Here is a 24,095-nt window from a genome sequence, read left to right as displayed (position 1 = left end):
TCAGACCTGCTCGCGCGAGGCCACCGCCGCGGCGACCCGCTCGATCGCCTCCGCGAGGGGTACGCCGTTGTCCTGGCGGCCGTCGCGGTAGCGGAAGCTGACCGCGCCCTTCTCGACGTCGTCGTCACCGGCGATCATCATGAACGGCACCTTCTGCAGCTGCGCGTTGCGGATCTTCTTCTGCATCCGGTCGTCGGACTCGTCCACCTCCACGCGCAGGCCCTGAGCCTTCATCTGCCTGGCGATGTCGAACAGGTAGTCGTTGTGGCGCTCGGCGATCGGGATGCCCTGGACCTGGACGGGCGCGAGCCAGGGCGGGAAGGCGCCGGCGTAGTGCTCGACCAGCACGCCGATGAACCGCTCGATGGAGCCGAACTTCGCCGAGTGGATCATCACCGGCTGCTGGCGGGTGCCGTCGGCAGCGACGTACTCGAGGTCGAAGCGGTCGGTCGCCGGCTGGTTGAAGTCGTACTGGATCGTCGACATCTGCCAGGTGCGACCGATCGCGTCCTTGGCCTGCACGGAGATCTTCGGGCCGTAGAACGCGGCACCGCCCGGGTCGGGCACGAGGTCCACGCCGAACGTGCGCGCCGCGGCCTCCAGCACCGACGTCGCGGTCTCCCACTGGTCGTCGGAGCCGATGAACTTGTCGGGCTTGGAGTCGTCGCGGGTCGACAGCTCGAAGTAGTAGTCGTCGAGGCCGAAGTCACGCAACAGGCCGGTGACGAAGGTCAGCAGGTGCTCGACCTCGGCCGGAGCCTGCTCCGGGGTGACGTAGGAGTGCGAGTCGTCCTGGGTCATCGCGCGCACGCGGGTCAGGCCGTGCACGACGCCGGACTTCTCGTAGCGGTAGACCGACCCGAACTCGAAGAACCGCAGCGGCAGCTCGCGGTAGGAGCGCTGCCGCGAGCGGTAGATGAGGTTGTGCATCGGGCAGTTCATCGCCTTGAGGCGGTACTCGGCGTGCTCCATCTCCATCGGCGGGAACATGGTGTCCGCGTAGTAGGGCAGGTGCCCGGAGGTGTGGAACAGGCCGTCCTTGCTGATGTGGGGGGTGCCGACGTAGTCGAAGCCCTCCTCGAGGTGCCGGCGACGGACGTAGTCCTCCATCTCGCGCTTGATCACCCCACCACGCGGGTGGAACACCGCCATCCCGGAGCCGATCTCGTCGGGGAAGGAGAACAGGTCGAGCTCGCGGCCGAGCTTGCGGTGGTCGCGCCGCTCGGCCTCCTCGATGCGGTGCAGGTGCTCCTCGAGCGCCTCCTTCGACTCCCACGCGGTGCCGTAGATCCGCTGCAGCTGCTTGTTCTTCTCGTCACCGCGCCAGTAGGCCGCCGCGCTGCGCATCAGCTTGAACGCCGGGATCCGCTTGGTGGTCGGCAGGTGCGGCCCGCGGCACAGGTCGGACCACTTGGCCTCGCCGCTGCGGCCGATGTTGTCGTAGATGGTGAGCTCGCCGGCGCCGACCTCGACGCTGGCACCTTCGGTGTCGGCCGCGCCCGCTCCGCCCTTGAGCCCGATGAGCTCGAGCTTGTAGGGCTCGTCCTTCAGCTCGTCCAGGGCATCGGCGTCGGTGGTGACCCGGCGCTCGAAGCGCTGGTTCTCCTTGATGATCTTGCGCATCGCGGACTCGATCTTGACCAGGTCCTCGGGGACGAAGGGGGTCTCGACGTCGAAGTCGTAGTAGAAGCCGTTGTCGATCGGCGGGCCGATGCCGAGCTTGGCCTCGGGCCACAGCTGCTGCACCGCCTGCGCCATGACGTGGGCGGTCGAGTGCCGGAGGATGTCGCGGCCGTCGGCGCTGTCGATGAGCACGCCCTCGACCTCGTCACCGTCCACGAGCTCGTGGGCGAGGTCCTTCAGCGTGCCACCGATCCGGGCAGCGACGACGTCGGCGTCGTCGCGGAACAGCTCCCAGGCCCTGGTGCCCGTCGTGACCGTGGTCTCCGCACGCTGATCGGCGTGGATGCGGACGACCTGGATGTCGGACACGAGAGCTCCTTCGGGGAGTGAGGGGTAGGACGGATGTTTCCCCGACGAGCCTATCGGCCGACCTCGGCCCCGCTCACCCCGGTTTCGGCCAGCAGGTCGTGCTCCCCGTCGTCCTCGACCGGCGGCAGCACCATGTTGAACCTGCGCCGCTGCGCGCTGACCACGATGTCCTCGGACTCCGCGAGTCCGTTGCGCGGGTCGAGCGCGGTGAGGACGTAGCGGCCGAGCGGCGGGAGGCCGAGCTCGTAGTGGCCGCCCTCGTCGGTGCGCGTCGCGCCGACCGACTCGCCGCTGGAGTCGGTGAGCACGACGAGCGCGTCCTCCACCGGCCAGCCGTCCGAGGACACCACACCGGCGACGGTGAGCCGCTCGAGGACCTCGAGCCGTGCCGGCGACTCCGGTGTGAGCGGGCGCAGCTCCGAGCGCGACGCCCACCCCTCGGCCGCAGCGATGACGAGGTACTCGCCCGCGCCGGGCAGCACGACGGAGAACTGTCCGGAGTTGTCGGCGCGGGCCCAGTCGGCCTGCCGCCCGGTCCGCTCGAGCACCGAGACCACGGCGAGGCGCGCCGGCTTGCCGTCGGGTCGCCTCACGCTGCCGCGGACCACGACCTCGGCGCCGGCAGCCGCCCGGCGTACGCCGTCCTCGCGGGCGTCGTCCGCCCTCGGGGCGACACCGACCGGTGTGGCCAGCGCCGGCGCGACCCGGGTCGGGATGAGCAGCGCGACGGCCGCGCCGGCGAAGGCTCCGACGGCGGCGAGCCAGCTGGTCGCGTGGACGGCCGACTCCGTCGGGAAGCCGCTGGAGCCGACCCCGGCGGTGAGGATGGCCGCCACGGTCGCCGAGCACAGCGAGGTGCCGATGGCGCGGACCACGCTGTTCAGGCCGTTGGCCGCCGCGGTCTCGCTGATCGGCACCGAGCGCATGATCAGGACCGGCATCGCGGCGAAGGCGACCGCGATGCCCACCGACACGACCGCGACGCCGAGGGCGAGCTGGAAGATCGTCGCGTCGAGCAGGACGCGCACGACGTAGCCCAGGCCCGTGATCGTCAGCCCGGCGACCAGCGTGGTCCGGGCGCCGAAGCGGCGGGTGATCGAGGCCGAGAACGGGGAGACCAGCACCATCAGCGCGCCACCGGGCAGCATCACCAGGCCCGCGCGCGTGACGTCGAGGCCGAAGCCGACGCCGCTCTCCGTCGGCAGCTGCAGCTGCTGCACCGCGACGAGCAGGTTGGAGAACATCGCGAAGCCGGCGAGCAGCGAGGCCACGTTGGTCAGCAGGACGGGGCGGCGGGTGGAGGTGCGCAGGTCGACCAGCGGCTGACCGGTCCGCAGCTCCCACGGCACCCAGAGGGCGAAGAGCAGCACCGCCGCCAGCAGCGAGGCCAACGTGGCCTGCGAGGTCCAGCCCCAGTAGCCGCCCTTGGAGATGCCGAGCAGGAGCGTCGTCAGGGCACCGGAGAGCAGGATCGCCCCGCCCCAGTCGAACCGGCCGGGCGTGCGCACGCTCGACTCCGGCACCACGGCCAGGACCAGGGCGATCAGCAGCACCGACATCGCGACGCTGCCCCAGAAGACCGACTGCCAGCCGAAGTTCTCGTACATCACGCCGGCCAGCGGCAGGCCGACCGCGCCGCCGATGCCCAGCGTGGTGCTCATCAGGGCGACGGCACTGCCGATCCGCTCCGGCGGCAGCTCGTCGCGCATCGTCGCGATGCCGATCGGGATCAGGGCCGGGGCGAAGCCCTGGAGGGCACGCGCCACGATCAGCACCGGCAGGGTCTCGCTGAACGCCCCCAGCAACGAGCCGAGGAGCAGCATCCCGAGGGACACCAGGATCATCAGGCGCTTGCCGAACATGTCGGCGAGCCGGGACAGGATCGGTGTCGCCACGGCGGCGGTCAGCAGGGTGACGGTGACCAGCCAGGAGGCGTTGTCCGACGAGGTGTCGAGCAGACGGGGGAAGTCGGGGAGCAGGGGGACGACGAGCGTCTGCATGAGGGAGACGCTGGTGCCGCACAGGGCCAGGACCAGGACGACCGGTCCGGCCCGACGCTGCTGCTCGGCGGCCTCGGGGGTCTCGGTCGAGACGGTCTGGGTCACGTGGTCTCACCCGGGCACAGCACGATCCGATCCTAGCGACGGCGCTCGGCGAGCGCCCCTGCCGTCCTCAGCCCTGAGACCGGATGACCCGCTCCATCTCGGTGATCGAGCGTGCGGTGTCGACGTGCAGCACCGCGTGCCACCCGAAGGCCCGCGCCGCGGTGACGTTGGCCTCGACGTCGTCGAGGAACACCACCTCGGCGGGCTCGACCCCGAGGCGATGGGTCGCGAGGTCGTACGCCGCCGGGTCGGGCTTGCGGAGCCCGACCTCGTGGCTGTAGACGAGGTCGTCGGTGACGTCCTCGAACCGGTGGACGCGCTCGGCCTCGCGCGCGCCCGGGCCGGAGTTGGACAGGATGCCCGTGAGCCGCGCGGGTCGCTGGGCGGCGAACCAGTCGAACAGCACCCGGTCGAGCGTGCCGACGTACCACCGCCAGAAGTCGGCCATCAGCTCGTCGGCCTGCGCGTCGTCGAGCCGCAGGGTGCGCTGCCACTCGGCCCGCACCTCGGCCTCGGTCACCTCGCCGATGCCGGCGTCACCGGGCAGCGCGTCGAGCCCGCGCCCGATGCTGCCGGCCTCGAGGCCCAGCCGCTCCTCGGCCGGGCCGGGGAAGACACCGTCGTCGATGACCTCGAGCACGCCCCCGATGTCGAGCACCACAGCCCTGATCGCCATGCGGGCAGCATGCCCGGGTCGCCTCAGCCCGAAACCGTGGCCTGCTCGCCCGCCAGCTCCCCGGTCTGCACCCGCCAGAGGGCGGCGTACGCCCCGTCGACGTCGAGCAGCTCGTCGTGGGTGCCGGCTTCGACGACGCGGCCGGCGTCGAGCACCCAGATGCGGTGGGCGTGCCGCACGGTCGAGAGCCGGTGGGCCACCACGATCGCGGTGCGGCGTGCGGTGGCCTTGCGCAGCGAGCGCTGGATGGCCGCCTCGGTCTCGTTGTCGACGGCGCTGGTGGCCTCGTCGAGCACGAGGACGGCCGGGTCGCGCAGCAGCGCCCGGGCGAGGGCGAGTCGCTGACGCTGGCCGCCGGACAGGGTGACGCCGCGCTCCCCCACCCAGGTGTCGAGGCCGTCGGGCATCGCCTCGATGAAGTCGAGGGCCGCGGCACCCTCGGCGGCGGCACGGACCTCCTCGCGGGTGGCGTCGGGACGGCCGTAGGCGATGTTGTCGGCGACGGTTCCGGCGAACATGAAGACGTCCTGGGCGACGTAGCCCAGCGAGCCGCGCAGCGAGTCCCAGTCGAGGTCGCGCACGTCCTGGCCGTCGAAGTGCACCGTGCCCGCGCGGGGGTCGTCGAAGCGCAGCACCAGCCGGAGCAGGGAGGACTTGCCGGATCCGGTGGCGCCGACGATGGCGTGGGTCTCCCCTGCGGGGACGACCAGGTCGATGCCGTGCAGCACATCGGGACCGTCGGCGTAGCCGGCGCGGACGCCGACGAGCTCGACGCGGCCCTGCACCGGCCGCTCGAGGGCCGTCTCACCGGCCGGCACCGTCACGGGGATCTCGAGCAGACCGAGGATCCGGGACGCCGAGGCGCGGCCGCGCTGGTAGAGGTCGAGGACGGTGGCGACCTCGGTGAGCGGCCACAGCAGGCGCTGGGTCATGAAGACGAGGACCGAGTAGAGGCCGACCTGGAGGTCACCGCGCAGGGTCGCCCAGCCGCCGAGCAGCAGGGTGCAGGTGAAGCCGGTCAGGATCGCCAGGCGCACCAACGGCACGAAGGCGGCCGAGGAGCGGATCGCGTCGGTGTTGGCCTGCCGGTAGGCCTGCGAGACCGCGGCGACGCGGTCGCGCTCGCGGTCCTCGGCGGTGAAGGCCTTGATGGTGGCGATGCCGGAGATGTTGGACGAGAGCGTGCTGGACAGGTCGGCGACAGCGGAGCGGACCCGGTCGTAGAGCGGCTCGAGGCGACGCTGGAAGACCAGCGAGCCGACCACGATCACGGGGATCGGGAGGAAGGCCAGCACCAGCAGCTGGCCCGACGCCGCCGCGAAGACGGCACCGACGAGGAGCACGTTGAGGACGGTCTGCAGGATCGCCGGGGCCCCGACGTCGAGGAAGCGCTCGAGCTGGTTGACGTCGTCGTTGAGCGTGGCGAGCGTCGACCCGGCCGGTCGGCTCTCGTGCCAGCCGAGGTCGAGGTGCTGGACGTGGTCGTAGGCCTCGACCCGGAGGTCGTGCTCGACGCCCTGCGCCAGGCCGCGCCACAGCACGTCGGCGACGTACTCGCTCAGCGACTCGATGATCCACACGACGGCGTTGATGACCGCGAGCCAGCCGAGCTGGGCGTAGCGCGACTCCACGCCGAGCACGTCGGCCACGAAGGAGGCGTCACCGCGGACCACGACGTCGACCGCGGCACCGATGAGGAGCTCGGGGACGACGTCGGCCACCTTGTTGACCGTCGACGCCGTGACCGCGCCGACGAAGCGCCAGCGGTAGACGTCGTAGCGACGCCACAGGGCACGCAGGGGCTGGACGGCGGCGGGGGTGACAGGCTCGGACACGGGAACAGGTTAGGTGGGCCTAACTCCGGGCGGGGCGGCAGGTCCGCAGGGGTGAGGGTGAGATGCGGGTCCGCGGGTACCTTGGGGTGCACCCGAGTTCCTCGGGGCGCACCCGAGGAGGATTCGATGAGCGCCACCGCGACGGACGCGGCACTCCTGCGACTGCTGGAGGAGGGGCGCACGCGCGCCGCGGCCATCGACCCCGACCACGCCGTGCTGTGGGACGCGCTGTGCGCGGCCACCGAGGGCGGCAAGCGGTTCCGCCCGGCCCTGGTCGTCACGACGCACGACGCACTGGGTGGCACTTCACCGGACGCGGCCGCCGTGGTGGGCGCCGCCGTCGAGCTGCTGCACACCGCCTTCGTGATCCACGACGACGTCATCGACGGCGACGACGTCCGCCGGGGCCGGCCCAACGTCAGCGGGACGTTCGGCGACCGGGCGCGCGCGGCCGACGCGGACAGCCGGGAGGCCTCGGACTACGGCCGGACGGCAGCCATCCTCGCCGGCGACCTGGCGCTGTCGACGGCGGTGCGCGCCGTCGCGACGAGCGGACCGCCCCCGGACGTCGTCCGCCGCCTGCTCGACCTCTTCGACGAGGCACTGCACACGACCGCGGCCGGTGAGCTCGCCGACGTCCGCCTGTCCCTGGACCTCGCGCCGGTGTCGCTGGAGGAGAGCCTGGCGATGGCGGAGCAGAAGACGAGCGCCTACTCCTTCAGCCTCCCTCTCCGCGCCGGCGCGGTGCTGGCCGGCGCCGACGAGCGCACGACCGACCTGCTCGCCGAGGCCGGGCGCGCGCTGGGCGTGGCCTTCCAGCTCACCGACGACCTCGTCGGGGTCTTCGGCGACCCGCGCGAGTCCGGCAAGAGCACGACGAGCGACCTGCGCAGCCGCAAGCAGACCCCGCTGCTGGTCCACGCCCGCTCGACCGCGGCCTGGGAGCGCATCCGCCGCCACGTCGGTCGCGACCTCGACGACGCCGAGCTGCGCGAGGTGCGTGAGCTGCTCACCGAGTCGGGATCGCGGCACTTCGTCGAGGGGCTCGCCGAGCAGCGGCTGGCGGCCGCGCACGAGATCACCGACGAGCTCGGGATCTCGCTGGACCTGCTGACGTCCACGATCATCGCACCCCGGGTCGCGGGCGGACGCGAGCTGGTCGCGTGAGCCTCCTCGTGCGGCACACCCCGGTCCGCAGCCTCTACGACCTGGTGTCGGAGGGCAGCGCCGCCGTGGTGATCCGGGAGTACTCCAGCTCGTTCGGGCTCGCGTCCCGCCTGCTCGCCGAGCCGGTGCGCACCCAGGTCCGCAACGTGTACGCCCTGGTGCGGGTGGCCGACGAGATCGTCGACAACCCCGACCCGTTCCTCGAGCGCGAGCCGCGCGCGACCATGCTCGACTGGCTCCAGGACGACGTGCGTCATGCGCTGCAGCACGGCTACAGCGGCAACCTGGTCGTCCACGCCTTCGCCCGCACCGCCCGCGCGACCGGCATCGACGACGCGCTGGTGAAGCCGTTCTTCGACTCGATGCGCAGTGACCTGGACGCCTGCACCCACACCCGGGCCAGCTTCGATCGCTACGTCTACGGCTCGGCCGAGGTCGTCGGGCTGATGTGCCTGCGCACCTTCCTGGCGGCCCCCGACGGCCCGACCGACGCTGAGAGCGCCTACGACAGGCTCGCACCCGGCGCCCGCCGCCTCGGCGCGGCCTTCCAGAAGCTCAACTTCATCCGCGACCTCGCCGACGACCACGACGTGCTGCGGCGCGACTACTTCCCCGGGCTCGAGGTCGACGCGTTCTGCGACCGCGACCGTGACCTGATCCTCGACGACATCGACGCCGACCTCGACGCCGCGGCGGCCGTGGTGCCGGGTCTGCCGACCAGCAGCCGCCGCGCCGTCCGCGCGGCGCACGCGACCTTCGCCGAGCTCGCGGCGCGCCTGCGCGCGACCCCGGCCGCCGAGATCCGCCGCACGCGCGTCAGCGTGCCGCCGTCGGTGAAGGTCCGGCTGGCCGTCGGCGCACTGCGAGGCGATCGTCGGTGACCCTGCGCCTGCCCGAACGGCTCGGCCGCCGCCCGGCGACTCCCCCCGAGGGGACGGAGCCTCGCCAGGTGGTCGTCATCGGCGGCGGGATCGCCGGCCTCGCCACGGCGGCACTGCTCGCCTCCCGCGGTCACAGCGTCGACCTGCTGGAGAAGAACGACGAGCTCGGCGGCCGCGTCGGCAGCGTCGAGCGCGACGGCTTCCGCTTCGACACCGGCGCCTCGTGGTACTTGATGCCGGAGGTCTTCGAGCACTTCTTCGAGCTCCTCGGCACGACGGCGGAGGCCGAGCTCGACCTGCGCGTGCTCGACCCGAGCTACCGCGTGTTCTTCGAGGGCCACGACGAGCCGCTCGACCTGCGTCCCGACCGCGCCCACAACCGGGCCCTCTTCGAGTCGGTCGAACCCGGCGCCGGGGCGGCGTTCGACGCCTACCTCGACTCCGCCCAGGACACCTACGACCTGGCGCTGCGCCGCTTCCTCTACAGCAACTTCGACTCCTCCTCGTCGTTCCTGCGCACCGACGTCGTACGCCGCACGCCGGCGCTCGCCGGGCTGCTGACCCGCTCGCTGGAGAGCCACGTCGCCTCGCGGTTCTCCGACTCCCGGCTCCGGCAGGTGCTGGGCTACCCCGCGGTGTTCCTCGGCTCGTCGCCCGACCGCGCGCCGAGCATGTACCACCTGATGAGCCGGCTCGACCTCGGCGACCGGGTGCTCTACCCGCAGGGCGGCTTCACCCGACTGATCGAGGTCATCGCCTCCCTCGCCGAGCGCCACGGCGCGCGGCTGCACACCGGCGCGACGGTGTCGCGGATCATCACCGGCCAGCACTCCCGAGGTCGCCCGCGGGCGACCGGGGTCGAGCACGTCGACGCGGACGGCGCACGACGCACGACACCGGCCGACGTCGTCGTCGGCGCCGCGGACCTGCACCACCTCGAGACGTCCCTGCTGCCCGAGCGCCTGCAGACCCACCCCGAGGCCGCGTGGCGGCGCCGCTCCCCCGGCCCCGGCGCCGTGCTGGCGATGCTCGGCGTCGAGGGACGGCTCCCGGAGCTGACCCACCACTCGCTGTTCTTCACCTCGGACTGGGCGCAGAACTTCGGTGACATCTTCGGACGTGACTCCCGGGTCCCCGACCCGGCGTCGGTCTACGTCTGCAAGCCGTCCGAGACCGACCCCAGCGTCGCACCTGAGGGTTGCGAGAACCTGTTCGTGCTGGTGCCGGTGCCGGCCGACGTCTCCATCGGCTCCGGCGACGACGACGGCGCCGGCTCGCCGCTCGTCGAGCGTACGGTCGACGCGGCGCTCGACCAGGTCGCGGCGTGGGCGGGCGTCCCCGACCTGCGCGACCGGGTCCGGGTCCGCCACACGGTCGGCCCGGCGGACTTCGAGCGCCGCTACCACTCGTGGCGCGGCGGCGCCCTCGGCCTCGAGCACAACCTGCGCCAGAGCGCCTTCCTCCGCCCGGGCAACACCTCCGCGAAGGTCGACGGGCTGTTCTACGCCGGCGCCAGCACCGTGCCCGGCGTCGGGCTCCCGATGTGCCTGATCAGCGCCGAGCTCGTGCTCAAGCGCCTCACCGGCGACCACTCCTCCGTGCCGGTGGTGCGATGAGCCTGCTGCACTGGTCGTACGTCGCCATGCTGGCCTTCTGCCTCGCCGGCACCCTGCCGCTGGTCCCGGCCTTCGGGCTCGACGTGCTGCGGCAGCGTCGCCGCCTGCTGCTGACGATCGCGATGGCCGGTGTGCCGTTCCTCGTGTGGGACCTCTACGCGACCCACGCGGGCGGGCACTGGACCTTCGACGCCGCGCAGACGCTGCCGGTCCGGGTCGCCGGGCTGCCGCTGGAGGAGATCGCCTTCTTCGTCGTGATCCCCCTCGTCTCGGTGCTGACCCTCGAGGCCGTCAAGGTGGCGCGGCGACGGGTGCGCGAGGCCAGCACCCGGCGCCGGCAGGACGCCCGGTGACCTACACGACCCTGGCCGTCCTCGGCGTCCTCGCCGCGCTCGCGCTCGACCGGTGGGGCGCGCGCACCCGCCTGACGAGCACCCGCGACTGGTGGTCGGCCTACGCCATCATCGTGTTCTTCCAGCTCGTCACCAACGGCTGGCTCACCGGCCGCGGCATCGTGCGCTACTCCCCCGACGCGATCATCGGCAGCGACCGCATCGTGCTCGTCGGCGACGGACGCCTGGTCTACGCACCGGTCGAGGACCTCGCCTTCGGCTTCGCGCTCGTGCTCACCAGCTGCGTGGTCTGGACCTGGCTCGGGACCCGGGACCCGCGCCGCGCCGGGCGGGCGGACGGCGCCGAGCGTGCCGACGTGGACCGGGACGTGCGCGGATGAGCATCGCCACGCGCCTGCAGGACCTGCAGCCCACCGACCTCGGGATCCCCGGTCCGACCTCGCTCGACATGGCACGTGCCTTCCGCTCGGTGCGCGCCGACCCGCTCTCCTTCCTGGCCTCGGTCGGCGAGCGCTATGGCGACGTGGTCTCCTTCCCGGTGCCCGGACCGCCGGCGCTGCTGCTCAACGACCCCGCCGACGTGCGACACGTGCTCCAGACCGCAGCCCGCAGCTGGGGCAAGCAGACCGTGCAGTACGCCGCCCTGGCGCGCGTCACCGGGCCGGGCCTCCTCGCATCCGCCGAGCCGAGCTGGCTGGACCACCGGCGACTGGCCGCACCCGCCTTCCACCGCCAGCGGCTCGACGCCGTGGCCGCCGAGGTCCGGGCGGCTGCGCGCGACGCGGTCACCACCCGGCTCGGTCCCGGCCGGCACCCGGGTCGGTCGGAGGGCGAGGTGGTCGACGTGTCCGCCCTCACCCACCGGGTGGGGCTCGACGCCGTCGGCCGCGCGCTCTTCTCCGCCGACCTCTCCGGGCAGGCGCAGCGGCTGCTGACGGCCACCAGCGACGCCGCCGACCTGGTGGTGCGGCTGGGACGCTCGATCCTGCCCACGGCCGAGTGGACCCCCACCCGCACCAACCTCCGGCTGCGCTCGGCACGCCGTCGGCTCGACCAGAGTGCCGCCGAGATCATCGCCCAGCGACGGGCCAGGAGGTCGTCGGGCAGCACCCACGGCGACGACCTGCTCGGGCTGCTGCTCGACAGCGACCTGTCCGACGCCGAGGTCCGCGACGAGCTGGTCACCATGGTCATCGCCGGCCACGAGACCGTCGCCGCCGCGCTCGCCTGGACGCTGATGCTGCTGGCCGAGCACCCGTCGGCGCAGGAGCGGGTGCGCGCCGAGCTCGCGGACCACGTCGGCCCCGTCTCGCTGACGGGCCACCGCGAGACGCTGCCGTGGACGCGGGCGGTGGTCGACGAGGCGCTGCGGCTGTTCCCGCCGGCCTGGGCGCTGTCGCGACGTGCGCACGACGTGGACGTGGTGGCCGGACAGGAGGTGCCCGCCGGCACGCTGGTCATCGTCAGCCCGTGGCTGGTCCACCGGCGCCCGGACGTGTGGCCGCGTCCCCACGCCTTCCGGCCCGAGCGGTTCCTCGGCACCGACGCCGGGAGGACGGCGTACCTCCCCTTCGGCCAGGGCCCCCGGCTGTGCATCGGACGCGAGTTCGCGCTCGGCGAGATGGTCGTCGTGCTGTCCGAGCTCCTGCGCGACCACCGGGTCGCCGTGCCGCCCGGCTGGCGACGGCCACAGGCCCAGGCCCAGGTGGCCGTGCACCCCCGCGGCGGCATGCCGCTGCTGGTCACGCGGGCGCCCGGGAGCGGCGGATGAGCGACCCGCTCGGCGGGCTGCTGCCGGACCTGGTGCCGGACCTGGTGGTCGTCGTGCTCGTGCTGGCCGCGCTGGCGGCCTCCCACTGGTTCCTCGCCGATCTCCGCACCCTCCCACCGACCGCGGCCCGGCCGGCACGGACGCCAGCGGTGTCCGTGGTGGTCCCCGCGCGCGACGAGGAGGCGAGCCTGCCCGCCCTGTTGCGCTCGGTCGCCGCACTGGACCCTCCGGTCGCCGAGGTCGTGGTCGTCGACGACGGGTCGGTGGACGCCACGGCCGCGGTTACGCGTGCCGCCGGCGCCGTCGTCGTGCCCGCCCCGGCGCCACCCCCGGGCTGGACCGGCAAGGCCTGGGCCTGCCACGTGGGAGCCGAGGCGACCTCGGGAGACGTGCTCCTCCTCCTCGACGCGGACACCGTCCTCGCGCCCGACGCCCTGGCCGGGCTGCTCGAGGTGCACGCCCGCCGAGGTGGACTGGTCTCGGTGCAGCCCTTCCACCGGGTCGTGCGCCCCTACGAGCAGCTCTCGGCCTACTTCAACGTGGTCGCGGTCATGGCGAGCTCGGCCTTCACCCGGCGGCCTGCGACCGGGCCGATGGCGTTCGGGCCGTGCCTGCTCACCTCCCGCTCGGACCTCCTCAGTGCCGGCGGTCATCGCGCGGTGCGGGACGAGATCCTCGACGACGCCGCCCTCGCGGCGGCGTACACCCGTGCCGGCCTCCCGGTCACCTGCGCGGTCGGCGAGACCGCGGTGACCATGCGGAGCTATCCGGGCGGCCTCGGCCAGCTCGTGTCGGGGTGGACCAAGAACATCGCCTCGGGGGCGTCGAGCGCCTCCCCGTTCGCCACCCTCGCCACCGTGCTGTGGGTGAGCGTCCACCACGCCGTGGCCGTCGGCGCCGTCCTCTCGTGGATCCTGGCCCTCACCGGTCGTGGTGGCTGGCTCGCCACCGGCGACGTCGCCGTCTGGACCACCGCGTGGGTCGCGCTCGCCTGGCACCTCCGCTCGCTCCTGCGGCGGCTGGGCTCGTTCCGCTGGTGGGCGTGGGCGCTGTTCCCGGTGCCGCTGCTCGCCTTCGACCTCGTCTTCGCCCGCTCGGCGGTGCTCACCCTCGTACGCCGCTCCGTGCGGTGGCGCGGCCGCGACGTCGACCTGCGCGGCCCCCGGTCCCGGGAGGAGGTGGTCTGATGCTCCGACTCGTCATGCCGCAGACCCTGACGGTCGTCGTCGACGTGCTGGCCTGGGGCCTCTTCCACGCAGCCACGGGCTACGCCGCCCACCGGCTCGGCGACGACCGGCTGCGGCGCGAGGGCCCGGTGCTGCGGCAGAAGGGCTTCGAGGACCGCGGCCGGTGGTATCGCCGACGCCTGCTGGTCCACCGCTGGAAGGACCGCCTGCCCGAGGCGGGTGCGACGTTCGAGGGCGGGATCAGCAAGCGACAGCTGCCCGGTGGCGACGTCGAGGGCCTCGAGACGTTCGTCCGCGAGACGCGTCGCGCCGAGCTGGCGCACTGGTGGGCGATGGCCTGCTCGCCGCTGTTCCTCCTCTGGAACCCGCCGTTGGCGGCCGGGCTGCTCGTCTCCTACGGCGTGCTCGTCAACCTCCCCTTCATCGTGATCCAGCGCTACAACCGGTTCCGGACCCAGGCGCTCCTCGCCCGTCTGGCCCGGCGCAGGAGCCGCGCGTGAGCAACCGGGCCAGCGCCCGCTCGCAGAGCTCCGCCCCGCGCGTCGAGGTCGAGGAGCCCGGGCGGCGCGCGGTCCGGCGACCACCGTCTCGGCACGGCCCGATCGCCCAGCTGCTGATGTCGCTCTCGCCGCTGAGCCTGATCCTCGTCGTCTACGCGGTGGCGGACTGGGTGAGCGCGCCGCTGTCCGGCGGGAGCGGCACCAACCGCCTCGGGGCGGTCCTGCACGTGGACGGGCCGGCTCGGGCGGACACCTGGGTCTTCGGCGCCGTCCCCACCGTCTGGCTCCAGGCCCGCCTCGTCGACGGATCGGCGCACTGGTGGGACGCGGTCGCTGCGCTGGTCTACGCGACCCACTTCGTCGCCATCCCGCTGCTCACCGCGTTCGTGTGGTTCCGGCTGCGCCACCGGTTCGTCGCCTGGCTGGTCGCCGTGCTCACCATGTCGGTCGTGGGCATCGCGGGCTACGTCGCCTATCCCGCCGCGCCGCCGTGGCTCGCCTCCGACCAGGGCCGGATCGGGGACGTCGAGCGGATCTCGACGATCGGCTGGGACGTCCTCCACCTCGGCCTCCTCGGCGATCTCACCCGGACCGGACAGACGGGCAGCAACCCCGTCGCCGCGATGCCGTCGCTGCACGCCGGCGCGGCCCTGCTGGTGGCGCTGTTCCTGTGGCCGTCGGTCTCGCGTGCGGTCCGCGCCGCGCTGGCGGCGTACGTCCTGGCCATGGGCGTGGTCCTGGTCTACACCGGCGAGCACTACGTGGTGGACGTCGTCGCCGGCTGGCTGGTCGCCGCGGTCGCCATCACCGCAGCGGCCCGCGCGGGAGCCGTCGTCGCCTCCCGGCGGGTCGCACGGGAGGCACCTCCGCCCGCTTGACTCGTTCGAACACCTGTTCGATCATGGAGCCATGTCGTCCGCCCGCTCCGTCGCCGCCCTCGACCCGGCCCGATCGGTGGTCGAGCAGCTGCGCGAGCGGGTCGCCGCGATGGAGCGCAAGCCGGCCGGCGAGCCCGTGCCGACCCTGCCCGGACTGGCCGGGCTGGTGCCGCTGCACGCAGGGGCAGCCTACGCCGTGGACTCGGCCTCGCTGGCGCTCGCGCTGGCCGCGGGCGCCTCGCAGGCCGGTGAGTGGATCGGCTTCGCGGGCTGCGCCGACTTCGGAGCGGAGGCGGCGGCCGAGCTCGGGATCGAGCTGTCCCGCACGGTCGTGGTCCCCGACCCGGGCGAGCACTGGCTGGAGGTCACCGCGGCACTGGTCGACGTGCTCCGGCTGGTCGTGCTGCGCCCTCCTGCGACGGTCGACGAGCGCACGGCCGGCATCCTCGACTCCCGTCTGCGCACCCGCTCGGCAGTGCTGGTCGTGCACGGCGACTGGCCCCGCGCGGAGGCCCGCCTGAGCGTCGAGGGGTCGAGCTGGCGCGGCCCCGCGTCCGGCACGGGGCAGCTGGAGGAGCGCCGTGCCCGCCTCGTCGTGCGCCGGGGTGCCCGCCCTCCGCAGCGCACCGACCTGGCGTGGCCGGGAGCGCGCGAGGTGGTGGCGACACCGGTGCGGGAGATCCACCGGGCCTCCGGATGAGCCGCGGGGCGCAGAGGCGATGAGGGTGATGGTGGTGTGGTGCCCCGACTGGTCGGTGGTCGCCGCGCTCGACGAGGCCGAGCGGTCGCGGCGCTCCCCCGCCGCGGTCCTCTCCGCCAACGTCGTCGAGGTGTGCAACGGCCCGGCCCGCACCGAGGGCGTGCGCCGTGGGCAGAGACGTCGTGACGCCCAGTCCCGGTGTCCCGACCTGGTGCTGCTCCCCGCCAACCCCGATCGTGACGCCCGGGCCTTCGAGCCGGTGCTGGGCGTCGTGGAGGCTCTGCGTCCCGGGGTGGCAGCGCTGCGTCCCGGCCTGCTGGCCGTCCGCGCGCCCGGCAGCTGGTACGGCACCGAGTCCGACGCCGCCGCCACGGTCTGCCAGGCCCTCGTCGAGGCCGACGTGTGGGACGTCCGCATCGGGATCGCCGACGACCTCTTCACCGCCGAGCAGGCGGCCCGCACCGCCGGCGTCCAGGGGTGGGAGATCGTCCCCGTCGGTGGCGCCGCGCCGTTCCTCGGCCCTCTGCCGGTGCACGTCCTGCAGCAGGACGGGCCGCAGGGCCGCGACCTGGTCAGCCTCCTCCAGAGGCTGGGGCTCCACACGCTCGGTGCACTCGCCGACCTGCCGGGCGACGCCGTCCAGCACCGGCTCGGCGCCTACGGCGCGACCGTGTGGCGTCGCGCGCGTGGCGAGGACCCTGCGCTCTTCGCCGCGCGCACCCCTCCACCCGAGCTCGAGGCCGACGTGGTCTTCGAGCCTCCGCTCGACTCTGTCGAGGCGATCACCTTCAGCGTGCGCACGACCACGGAGCGGTTCCTGACCCAGCTGGCCCACCACCAGCTCGTCGCTACCGGCGTGCGCATCGAGGCCGAGTCCGATGCCGTCGTCTGCTCGTCACGCACCTGGCTGCACCCGCGCCACTTCGCCGCCCGCGACTTGGTCGACCGGGTGCACTGGCAGCTGCAGGGAGCCGGGTCCACGAGCGGTGCCGGCAGCTCGCTGCGCGCACGCAAGGACGTCGGCCGGGTGCGGGCGCCGATCGAGCGGATCCGGTTCGTGCCCGAGGTCGTCGAGCCGGCGGCCGCCCACGGGGAGGCGCTGTGGGGGGCGGCCTCCGACGACCTCGTCGAGCGGGGCGTGGCCCGGGTGCAGGGCATGGTCGGCTTCGACGCCGTGCGCCGTCCGGTGCTGCAGGGCGGTCGCAGCCCTGCGGCGCGGCAGGCACTGGTGCCCTGGGGGGAGCGGGCGGTCGACCTGCGTCCCGTCGACCGGCCCTGGCCCGGTCGGGTGCCGGGCCCGGCGCCGGTGCGGGTGTTCGCGACACCGCCGGTCGCCGAGGTCGTCGACGACGCCGGGCGCGAGGTGCGGGTCACCGATCGCGGGGTCGTCACCGGCGAGCCGCGGCGCTTCCGCGTCGGCGGTGACGGCGTCGTCAGCGGCGGGCCAGGCCTGCCGTGGCAGCCGGTGACGGCATGGGCCGGGCCGTGGCCGACCGACGAGGGCTGGTGGTCGGGCGGGAGTGGGCCCAGCGCCCGCTTCCAGGTCGTGGGTGCCGACGGACGGGCCTGGCTCCTGCTCCGCTCGCCCGAGGGCTGGTCGCTGGAGGCCGGCTATGACTGAGCGCCCGGCCGTCGGGGTGGTGCGCTGATGGGCTGGAACAACCCCGCCATGCACTGGAAGGAGCTCGAGCGCCGACTCAGCGGCCTGCCGGGCGCCGACGACGCACCGGTCTCGCGGCGCAAGCACGCACGGGCGGAGGCGCGCGCGATCGAGCGACCCGCCCACGTGACGCCCTACGCCGAGCTGCACTGCCACAGCCACTTCAGCTTCCTCGACGGGGCCAGCTCGCCGGCCGAGCTGGTCGAGGAGGCGGTGCGGCTCGGGCTGCACGCGCTGGCCGTCACCGACCACGACGGCTTCTACGGCGCCCCGATGCTGGCCGAGGCAGCAGCGGAGCACGGCCTGCCCACCGTCTTCGGTGCCGAGCTGTCCCTCGGCCTCACCGGCCCGCAGAACGGCGTGCCCGACCCCGAGGGCAGCCACCTGCTCGTGCTGGCGCGCGGTGTCGAGGGCTACCACCGGCTGGCCGCGGCGATGACCGACGCCCACCTCGGTGGCGACGAGAAGGGACGACCGGTCTACGACCTCGACGAGCTGGGCGAGCGCGGTCGCGGGCACTGGACGGTCCTGACGGGGTGCCGCAAGGGCACCGTCCGTCAGGCGCTGGCCAGCGGCGGAGAGTCGGCAGCGGCTGCCGAGCTCGACCGGCTGACCGCGCTGTTCGGGCTCGAGCACGTGCTCGTCGAGCTCTCACCCCGACCGGGTGCCGACACCGTCAACGCCACGCTCGCCTCGTTGGCCGCGGTGCACGGGCTCGACGTCGTCGCGGCGGGCAACGTCCACCACGCCACGCCGCGTGGCCACCGGCTCGCCTCCGCGATGGCTGCCGTGCGCGCCAGACGCAGCCTCGCCGACCTCGACGGCTGGCTCGACCTGTCGGGCTCGGCCCACCTGCGCAGCGGTGACGAGACGGCCGCCGCGCTGGCGGCGTACCCCGACGGGCTCGGCGCCCGGGCGGTGGCGCGCAGCGTCTCGCTCGCCGACGAGCTCGCCTTCGACCTCCGCAAGGCCTCCCCCGCGCTGCCCAAGCGGCAGATCCCCGAGGGACACACCGCCGACTCGTGGCTGCGGGTGCTGGCCGAGCGCGGCTTCGCCGAGCGCTACGCCGGCGTCCCCCACGAGGCCGCCGCGCGCGAGCGCCTCGAGCACGAGCTGCGGGTCGTCTCGGAGAAGGACTTCGCCGGCTACTTCGTCATCGTGCACGACATCGTCGCCTTCGCCCGCGGGCGCGGCATCCTCTGCCAGGGCCGCGGGTCGGCGGCGAGCTCCGCGGTCTGCTTCGCGCTCGGCATCACCGCGGTCGACGCCGTCTTCTTCAAGCTGCCGTTCGAGCGCTTCATCTCCGCCCACCGCGACGAGGAGCCCGACATCGACGTCGACTTCGACTCCGACCGGCGCGAGGAGGTCATCCAGTGGGTCTACGACACCTACGGGCGCCGCAACGCCGCCCAGGTCGCCAACGTCATCAGCTACCGGCCACGGATGGCGGTGCGCGACGCCGCCAAGGCGCTCGGGCACTCCCCTGGCCAGCAGGACGCCTGGTCCAAGCAGATCGACGGCTGGAAGTCGGTCGTCGCCGGCGACATGGGCGATCCCGACGCGCACGACGTGCCGGCTGCGGTGGTGGCGCTGGCCGAGGAGCTGATGGGGGCGCCGCGCCACCTCGGCATCCACTCCGGCGGGATGGTGCTGACCGAGCGCCCGATCGGCGAGGTGTGCCCGATCGAGCGGGCCCGGATGGACAAGCGCACCGTGCTGCAGTGGGACAAGGACGCGTGCGAGTCGATGGGCCTGGTGAAGTTCGACCTGCTCGGGCTCGGCATGCTCGGCGCGCTCGACCACATGATGCGGCTGGCCGGCGACCACCTCGGTGAGCGGTGGGACCTCGCGACGATGCCCAAGGAGGAACCGGCCGTCTACGACATGCTCTGCCGGGCCGACTCGATCGGGGTGTTCCAGGTCGAGAGCCGCGCCCAGATCGGCACCCTGCCGCGGCTGCGGCCGCGCGAGTTCTACGACCTCGCCATCGAGATCGCGCTGATCCGGCCCGGCCCCATCCAGGGCGGTGCCGTGCACCCCTACGTCCGGCGCGCGACCGGCCAGGAGGAGGTGACCTACGACCACCCCGAGCTGGTGCCGGTGCTCGAGCGCACCAAGGGGGTGCCGCTCTTCCAGGAGCAGCTGATGGCGATGGCGGTCACTCTCGGCGACTGCAGCCGCGACGACGCCGACCTGCTGCGTCGCGCGATGGGCTCCAAGCGCGGGGTCGAGCGGATCGAGTCGGTCAAGGCCAAGCTCTACGCCGGCATGGAGCGCCGCGGCATCACCGGCGACCTGGCCGACTCGATCTACGTCAAGATCCTCTCCTTCGCCAACTTCGGCTTCGCCGAGTCGCACGCCCTGTCCTTCGCACTGCTGGTCTACGCCTCGTCGTGGTTCAAGCTGCACTACCCCGCGGCCTTCCTCGCGGGCCTGCTGCGCAACCAGCCGATGGGGTTCTACTCACCGCAGTCGCTGGTCGGCGACGCGCGCCGCCACGGGGTCGACGTACGCCGTCCCGACGTCGTGCGCTCGGCAGCACAGGCCGATCTGGAGGGCCTCGTGGCGGGACCGGTCGCCGCCACCGGGCTCGGCGGCTGCTGCGAGCCACGCTCCACCCGCACCGAGTGGGTGCCGGGCACCCCCGACCCGGTGCCGGCCCATCGGCGTGACGGCATGCTCGCCGTCCGGCTCGGTCTCGACTCGGTGCGGGGCATCGGGCTCGACGTGGCGCGCCGGATCGTCGCCGCGCGCGACGAGGCGCCCTTCACCGGAGTGACCGACCTGTCGCGTCGCGCCGACCTGACGTCCGCACAGCTCGAGGCGCTGGCGACCGCCGGAGCGTTCGACTCCTGGGGGCTCGACCGTCGCCAGGCGCTGTGGGCGGCGGGGTTCGCCGAGGGCTCCGGTCACCTGCCGGGCACCACGCCTGCACCCGACGCGCCGACGTTGCCGGGCATGAGCGAGCCGGAGCTCACCCTCGCCGACCTGTGGGCCACCGGGATCTCCCCGGAGCGCCACCCGGTCGAGCACCTCCGCGACGAGCTGCGCCGCGCCGGCGTCCGCTCCGTCGCCGAGCTCGACACCGCGGAGTCGGGGCGCCGGGTCCACGTCGGCGGGCTGATCACCCACCGTCAGCGGCCCGGCACCGCGATGGGTGTCACCTTCCTCAACCTCGAGGACGAGACCGGGATGCTCAACGTCGTGTGCTCGATCGGCGTGATGAAGGCGCACCGCCAGGCAGCCCGCAACCGGGTGGCGGTGGTCATCCGCGGCCGACTCGAGCGCAACGAGGGTGTCGTCAACCTCATCGCCGACCGGGTCGAGGGCATCGACGTCGTCGTGCCCGGCGCGGGGGCCGTGCTGCAGGCGCGGGCGTCCTCACGTGACTTCCGCTGAGCCTGCGACCACCACCCCCGACACGTGTCCGAGCTGTCGCCCTCGGATCGCTGCGCGGAGGTCAGCATCTCGGACACGTGTTGCCGACGGCCTCGCTCAGCGCGCGAACGGACCGCGCAGGGCCGCCCACTGCAGCAGCATGACCGTCTTGGCGTCGACGATGGTCGTGCCGATGCCCGCGAGCGCCTCGTCGAAGCCGAGCTCGACGGTCTCGATGTGCTCGCCCTCGTCGGCGACGCCGTGCTGCGTGCCCGAGAGGTCGGCGCGGGTGTAGGGCGCGGCGAAGAAGAGCAGCTTCTCGGTGACCGAGCCGGGGCTCATGTAGAGGTCGAAGAGGCGCTCCACCTCGCCGACCTCGACGCCGGTCTCCTCCAGCGTCTCGCGGCGCATCGCGCTCTCGCCGTCCTCCTCCTCGATCAGGCCGGCCGGGGTCTCCAGCAGCATCCCGTCGGGGTGGTCGTTGACGTAGACGGGGTAGCGGAACTGCCGGGTCAGCAGCACCGTGCGGCGGTCCAGGTCGTAGAGCAGGATCGTCGCACCGTCACCCCGGTCGTAGGTCTCGCGCCGCTCGGTGTGCCACGCCCCGTCCGCGCGCCTGATGTCGTACGTCGTCGCGCGCAGCACGTACCAGTCCGAGCTCAGCAGCTCGACGTCGCGGACCACCACGTCCGGGTTGCGGTCCAGGTCACGCCCGGTCAGGTGGAGACCGGTGCGGCCACGGCCGTCCGGCTCGTCGGCGCCTCGTGCCATCGTCCTCTCCTCACTCGTCATGGTGCTCCCGACATCTTCTCAGCGAGGGAAGTCGAGCCGGCGCAGCGCGATCTCCAGGGTGATGTCGCGCCTCAGGCGACGGGACTCCTCGCCGCGACGTCGGCGGGACGGGAACGGGCGGTGGTGCTGGATCGTGTCCATGGCGGTGATTCCTTCGGTCAGGTCAGCCGGTCGGCCGATGACCCGACTCTGGCCGGCAGCCCTTGCGGCGACCTTGCGATCGCCCTGCAGGTCGCTGCCTACGTCCGGCGGCGGCTCGCCTCACCCGGCGACGTCAGGTCCGAGGGACCGCGCACCAGCAAGCCGGGTGACACGCAGCCTCTAGAGACGGATGCTGCGGTTCACCCAGGTCGACGTCACGACCATGCCGACGCGCTCGTAGAGTCCGCGCGCGCCGGCGCGGGTGTCGGTGGAGAGGTAGGACCGTGTCGCGCCGTGTGCTCGCGCGAGAGCGAAGGCGTCGACCAGCATGGCCGGCGCGAGCCCGCGGCCTCGCTGGTCCGGCCGGACGGCGATCTTGGCGACGTACGCCGACGGGGTCCCGTCGTCACCGCCCGCGAGATGGACGTGGGTGGCGCCGAGCAGCTCACCGCGGGCGTCGCGGACCAGGCGCAGGTTCCACGGCTCGTAGCCGGTCCGCCCCCAGATGCGCGCGCCGAAGTCGTCGAGCGAGACCCGGTCACGGTCCGACCACTCGAGGAAGGCGTCCTCCAGCAGCGTCCAGGCCGCCTCGCGGTCCGACGGCGAGGCGTCGGAGACGGTGACCCCGTCAGGCAGCGGCCGGGCGACGATCTCGCGCTCGGGGGGCAGCTCCAGGTCCCAGGCGGTCCACAGGGCCTCGTAGCCCAGGTCACGCATCAGCCGGTCGGCGGCGCTGCCCTCGGGCATCTGGGAGCCCACCCGGTCGGAGCCGCCAGCACGGGCACGGTCCTGCACCCAGCCGGCCAGTGCGGTGCCGATCCCGCGGCCCTGGTGGTCAGGCAGCACGGCGGTGTAGGCCACGCTGGGCGCACTGAGGTCGGCGTAGGCAACCAGCTGGTCTCCGTCGAAGACGCCCACGGTGCTGGTCGCGATGTCGTAGCTGGGCCGCAGCCAGTCGGACTCGACGTCTTCCAGCGTCATGGTCGACTCGCCGAGGTCGACGACCTCCTCCGCGGCGATCGCAGCGAGGACGGCCGGCGCGTCGGCCAGGGTCAGGGGACGGTGGGTGAGGCCCGCAGGCAGGTCGAGGTCCATGACAGGAGTGTGCGACGTCGCCCTTGCGGTCCGCCTGCCGTTTTCTTGCTCACGCATGGACGAACGCACGACGGTCGAGCGTGCGGTATCCGCGACGTCCGATCGCGTGCATCCACCGCACAGGGGCGGGCGCACCAGCGAAGAGACGGTCGTGGGCCTCGCTCGGCAGCTCGTCGGTGACCCACGGCAGCAGGAACAGCATCTGCCGGAGGGTCGGCCTCCCGCGCAGGACGGTGGCCTCGAGGTGGGCCCACTCCTCCGCGGTCACCTGCTCCTGGATGATGCGGATGGCGTCGGCCTCCTCGTGGGAGAGGTGGGCATCGAGGCGGTCCGCGAGCTCGCCGACGGCGTCGGCCAGGTCGGAGCGCACGCTGTCCGTGCCCTCGGGGGTGCCGTTCGCCAGCCGGCGAAGCCCTTCCTCGACACACGCGAGCAGGGGGTCGATGGCGGCGTGCTCGGCCTCCATGGCCGCCAGCACCCCATGGTCCTCCGGCCCGACCCGGTCGAGCAGCAACGGCCAGATGCCCTCATCCTCCTTGGTGTGGTGCTCGTGCAGCTCGCGGGCGAACCGGTCCCAGCGGGCGGCCAGAGCGCGCCAGGTGGCGACCTCGACCACAGGCGTGCGTCGCATGGCGACCGCGAAACGGCTGAGGTCACGGCGGAACGCGTGGTGCATGACGTACATGCCGGTCAGGTCGCACGGTCCGGCGTGGGCGGCGGCCTGGCCGGGAAGCAGCAGCTGGACGGGGAAGGCGTGGTCTGCGGTGGTCATGAGCTGATCTCCTGGATCTGACGGGTGGACGGGACGAGCGGGACGACGACGGCGGTGACGATCCACGGCTCCTCGTCGTCCACGGACGGCAGCACGTCGGTGACGACGTGGACGAAGCCGTCGGAGCGCACGACGCGGAAGCAGAGGGCCGCGGTGTGACCCGCCGCCGCGGACGTGAGGACCGCCTGGTCGACGGTGCCCATCTGTTCGGCATGGAGGCCCGTGTCCCTGACGGCCTCGGCGAGCAGCGACCACGTGGCTGCCGGCCCGAGGCAGGCCGTGCCGGCCGTGGCATCGACCACGACGTCGACCAGCCGGTGGGTCAGCACCCGCATCGTCGGGGCGAGACCGTCACCCGGACGCGCTGCGCCGTCGTCGGTGCGCAGGCCGTGCACCCGGGCGACGTCGACCGCGGCCGCCACGGCGGACTCGGTGTCGGGCACCACGACGACGTCGGGCGGCGCCGGCAGGCCGGAGACGAGGTCCGGGTAGTGGGGGTCGGTCGGATAGACGATCAGGCCCGCCACGGTGCGGCGGAGTGCCTCCACCGCGGCAGGCGGGACGGTCGTGGGTCGGGGCGTCATGCGTCCACCGTG

The 24,095-nt window shown here is 73.4% G+C and carries 21 protein-coding genes; 12 read left to right on the top strand and 9 right to left on the bottom strand.

Translation table 11 applies throughout. The annotated features are described in order from the left end of the window. The 4 genes from thrS to IEZ25_RS02770 form a co-directional block, all read right to left on the bottom strand. Nucleotides 1–1,992 (bottom strand): threonine--tRNA ligase, encoded by a 1,992-nt coding sequence (gene thrS / locus IEZ25_RS02785; RefSeq protein WP_191197842.1) that lies wholly within the window; start codon nt 1,990–1,992, stop codon nt 1–3. A 50-nt stretch (nt 1,993–2,042) separates the two neighbouring features. Next, entirely contained in the window at nt 2,043–4,097 is a 2,055-nt protein-coding gene (locus tag IEZ25_RS02780) for an MFS transporter (protein WP_318152005.1), read from the bottom strand. 67 nt (nt 4,098–4,164) lie between these two features. Continuing rightward, nucleotides 4,165–4,773, bottom strand: coding sequence for an HAD-IA family hydrolase (locus tag IEZ25_RS02775; RefSeq protein WP_191197841.1), 609 nt, complete (start codon nt 4,771–4,773; stop codon nt 4,165–4,167). A 23-nt stretch (nt 4,774–4,796) separates the two neighbouring features. Continuing rightward, nucleotides 4,797–6,608, bottom strand: a complete 1,812-nt coding sequence (locus IEZ25_RS02770) for an ABC transporter ATP-binding protein (protein ID WP_191197840.1) — start codon at nt 6,606–6,608, stop codon at nt 4,797–4,799. 126 nt (nt 6,609–6,734) lie between these two features. On the opposite strand from IEZ25_RS02770, the gene IEZ25_RS02765 reads away from it, so the two are divergent. Genes IEZ25_RS02765 through IEZ25_RS02710 form a run of 12 tightly spaced genes read left to right on the top strand, consistent with a single transcriptional unit; the run spans nt 6,735 to nt 20,720 of the window. Beyond that, nucleotides 6,735–7,775: a polyprenyl synthetase family protein gene (locus tag IEZ25_RS02765; RefSeq protein ID WP_191197839.1), complete on the top strand. Its 1,041-nt coding sequence runs from the start codon at nt 6,735–6,737 to the stop codon at nt 7,773–7,775. Beyond that, complete coding sequence (locus tag IEZ25_RS02760; protein WP_191197838.1) at nt 7,772–8,656, top strand: phytoene/squalene synthase family protein; 885 nt, start codon at nt 7,772–7,774, stop codon at nt 8,654–8,656. Before IEZ25_RS02765 ends, IEZ25_RS02760 begins: the two co-directional genes overlap by 4 nt. After that, a complete protein-coding gene (gene crtI / locus IEZ25_RS02755) occupies nt 8,653–10,272 on the top strand; it encodes a phytoene desaturase family protein (protein ID WP_318152004.1) in 1,620 nt (539 codons plus the stop codon). Before IEZ25_RS02760 ends, crtI begins: the two co-directional genes overlap by 4 nt. Beyond that, nucleotides 10,269–10,625, top strand: a complete 357-nt coding sequence (locus tag IEZ25_RS02750) for a lycopene cyclase domain-containing protein (protein WP_224748274.1) — start codon at nt 10,269–10,271, stop codon at nt 10,623–10,625. Before crtI ends, IEZ25_RS02750 begins: the two co-directional genes overlap by 4 nt. Continuing rightward, complete coding sequence (locus tag IEZ25_RS02745) at nt 10,622–11,005, top strand: lycopene cyclase domain-containing protein (RefSeq protein WP_191197837.1); 384 nt, start codon at nt 10,622–10,624, stop codon at nt 11,003–11,005. Before IEZ25_RS02750 ends, IEZ25_RS02745 begins: the two co-directional genes overlap by 4 nt. Beyond that, on the top strand, nt 11,002–12,396 hold the full coding sequence (locus IEZ25_RS02740; RefSeq protein ID WP_191197836.1) for a cytochrome P450: 1,395 nt from the start codon (nt 11,002–11,004) through the stop codon (nt 12,394–12,396). Before IEZ25_RS02745 ends, IEZ25_RS02740 begins: the two co-directional genes overlap by 4 nt. Beyond that, a complete protein-coding gene (locus tag IEZ25_RS02735; RefSeq protein WP_191197835.1) occupies nt 12,393–13,583 on the top strand; it encodes a glycosyltransferase family 2 protein in 1,191 nt (396 codons plus the stop codon). The genes IEZ25_RS02740 and IEZ25_RS02735 overlap by 4 nt, the downstream gene beginning before the upstream one ends. Then, nucleotides 13,583–14,083, top strand: a complete 501-nt coding sequence (locus tag IEZ25_RS02730) for a glycosyl-4,4'-diaponeurosporenoate acyltransferase CrtO family protein (RefSeq protein WP_191197834.1) — start codon at nt 13,583–13,585, stop codon at nt 14,081–14,083. Before IEZ25_RS02735 ends, IEZ25_RS02730 begins: the two co-directional genes overlap by 1 nt. Next, nucleotides 14,080–14,961, top strand: a complete 882-nt coding sequence (locus tag IEZ25_RS02725) for a phosphatase PAP2 family protein (protein WP_191197833.1) — start codon at nt 14,080–14,082, stop codon at nt 14,959–14,961. Before IEZ25_RS02730 ends, IEZ25_RS02725 begins: the two co-directional genes overlap by 4 nt. A gap of 31 nt (nt 14,962–14,992) precedes the next feature. After that, nucleotides 14,993–15,661, top strand: a complete 669-nt coding sequence (locus IEZ25_RS02720) for a hypothetical protein (RefSeq protein ID WP_191197832.1) — start codon at nt 14,993–14,995, stop codon at nt 15,659–15,661. A 19-nt stretch (nt 15,662–15,680) separates the two neighbouring features. Then, complete coding sequence (locus tag IEZ25_RS02715; RefSeq protein WP_191197831.1) at nt 15,681–17,282, top strand: Y-family DNA polymerase; 1,602 nt, start codon at nt 15,681–15,683, stop codon at nt 17,280–17,282. Nucleotides 17,283–17,309: 27 nt separating this feature from the next. Further along, nucleotides 17,310–20,720, top strand: coding sequence for an error-prone DNA polymerase (locus tag IEZ25_RS02710; RefSeq protein ID WP_191197830.1), 3,411 nt, complete (start codon nt 17,310–17,312; stop codon nt 20,718–20,720). Between the two features lie 96 nt (nt 20,721–20,816). On the opposite strand, the gene IEZ25_RS02705 is transcribed toward IEZ25_RS02710, so the two are convergent. The 5 genes from IEZ25_RS02705 to IEZ25_RS02690 form a co-directional block, all read right to left on the bottom strand. Continuing rightward, nucleotides 20,817–21,470 carry an NUDIX domain-containing protein gene (locus IEZ25_RS02705; RefSeq protein ID WP_191197829.1) on the bottom strand — a complete coding sequence of 218 codons (654 nt, stop codon included), beginning with the start codon at nt 21,468–21,470 and terminating at the stop codon, nt 20,817–20,819. Nucleotides 21,471–21,509: 39 nt separating this feature from the next. Continuing rightward, nucleotides 21,510–21,632 carry a hypothetical protein gene (locus IEZ25_RS21725; protein WP_263575169.1) on the bottom strand — a complete coding sequence of 41 codons (123 nt, stop codon included), beginning with the start codon at nt 21,630–21,632 and terminating at the stop codon, nt 21,510–21,512. Nucleotides 21,633–21,812: 180 nt separating this feature from the next. Continuing rightward, on the bottom strand, nt 21,813–22,727 hold the full coding sequence (locus tag IEZ25_RS02700) for a GNAT family N-acetyltransferase (RefSeq protein WP_224748273.1): 915 nt from the start codon (nt 22,725–22,727) through the stop codon (nt 21,813–21,815). 49 nt (nt 22,728–22,776) lie between these two features. Further along, complete coding sequence (locus IEZ25_RS02695) at nt 22,777–23,499, bottom strand: hemerythrin domain-containing protein (RefSeq protein ID WP_191197827.1); 723 nt, start codon at nt 23,497–23,499, stop codon at nt 22,777–22,779. Beyond that, entirely contained in the window at nt 23,496–24,083 is a 588-nt protein-coding gene (locus IEZ25_RS02690) for a hypothetical protein (protein ID WP_191197826.1), read from the bottom strand. Before IEZ25_RS02690 ends, IEZ25_RS02695 begins: the two co-directional genes overlap by 4 nt. Nucleotides 24,084–24,095: the final 12 nt, after the last annotated feature.

Source organism: Nocardioides hwasunensis (genome assembly GCF_014779665.1).
Classification (GTDB): domain Bacteria; phylum Actinomycetota; class Actinomycetes; order Propionibacteriales; family Nocardioidaceae; genus Nocardioides; species Nocardioides hwasunensis.
Note: the sequence above shows the minus strand (reverse complement) of the source record. Positions and strands in the feature narration are given on the sequence as shown.

Coding starts and splice junctions, on each gene's coding strand:
- IEZ25_RS02720 (WP_191197832.1), top strand. CDS start 14,993: ATGTCGTCCGCCCGCTCCGTCGCCGCCCTCGACCCGGCCCGATCGGTG.
- IEZ25_RS02730 (WP_191197834.1), top strand. CDS start 13,583: ATGCTCCGACTCGTCATGCCGCAGACCCTGACGGTCGTCGTCGACGTG.
- IEZ25_RS02710 (WP_191197830.1), top strand. CDS start 17,310: ATGGGCTGGAACAACCCCGCCATGCACTGGAAGGAGCTCGAGCGCCGA.
- IEZ25_RS02735 (WP_191197835.1), top strand. CDS start 12,393: ATGAGCGACCCGCTCGGCGGGCTGCTGCCGGACCTGGTGCCGGACCTG.
- IEZ25_RS02690 (WP_191197826.1), bottom strand. CDS start 24,083: ATGACGCCCCGACCCACGACCGTCCCGCCTGCCGCGGTGGAGGCACTC.
- IEZ25_RS02700 (WP_224748273.1), bottom strand. CDS start 22,727: ATGGACCTCGACCTGCCTGCGGGCCTCACCCACCGTCCCCTGACCCTG.
- IEZ25_RS21725 (WP_263575169.1), bottom strand. CDS start 21,632: ATGGACACGATCCAGCACCACCGCCCGTTCCCGTCCCGCCGACGTCGC.
- IEZ25_RS02740 (WP_191197836.1), top strand. CDS start 11,002: ATGAGCATCGCCACGCGCCTGCAGGACCTGCAGCCCACCGACCTCGGG.
- IEZ25_RS02695 (WP_191197827.1), bottom strand. CDS start 23,499: ATGACCACCGCAGACCACGCCTTCCCCGTCCAGCTGCTGCTTCCCGGC.
- IEZ25_RS02715 (WP_191197831.1), top strand. CDS start 15,681: ATGAGGGTGATGGTGGTGTGGTGCCCCGACTGGTCGGTGGTCGCCGCG.
- IEZ25_RS02705 (WP_191197829.1), bottom strand. CDS start 21,470: ATGGCACGAGGCGCCGACGAGCCGGACGGCCGTGGCCGCACCGGTCTC.
- IEZ25_RS02775 (WP_191197841.1), bottom strand. CDS start 4,773: ATGGCGATCAGGGCTGTGGTGCTCGACATCGGGGGCGTGCTCGAGGTC.
- IEZ25_RS02765 (WP_191197839.1), top strand. CDS start 6,735: ATGAGCGCCACCGCGACGGACGCGGCACTCCTGCGACTGCTGGAGGAG.
- IEZ25_RS02750 (WP_224748274.1), top strand. CDS start 10,269: ATGAGCCTGCTGCACTGGTCGTACGTCGCCATGCTGGCCTTCTGCCTC.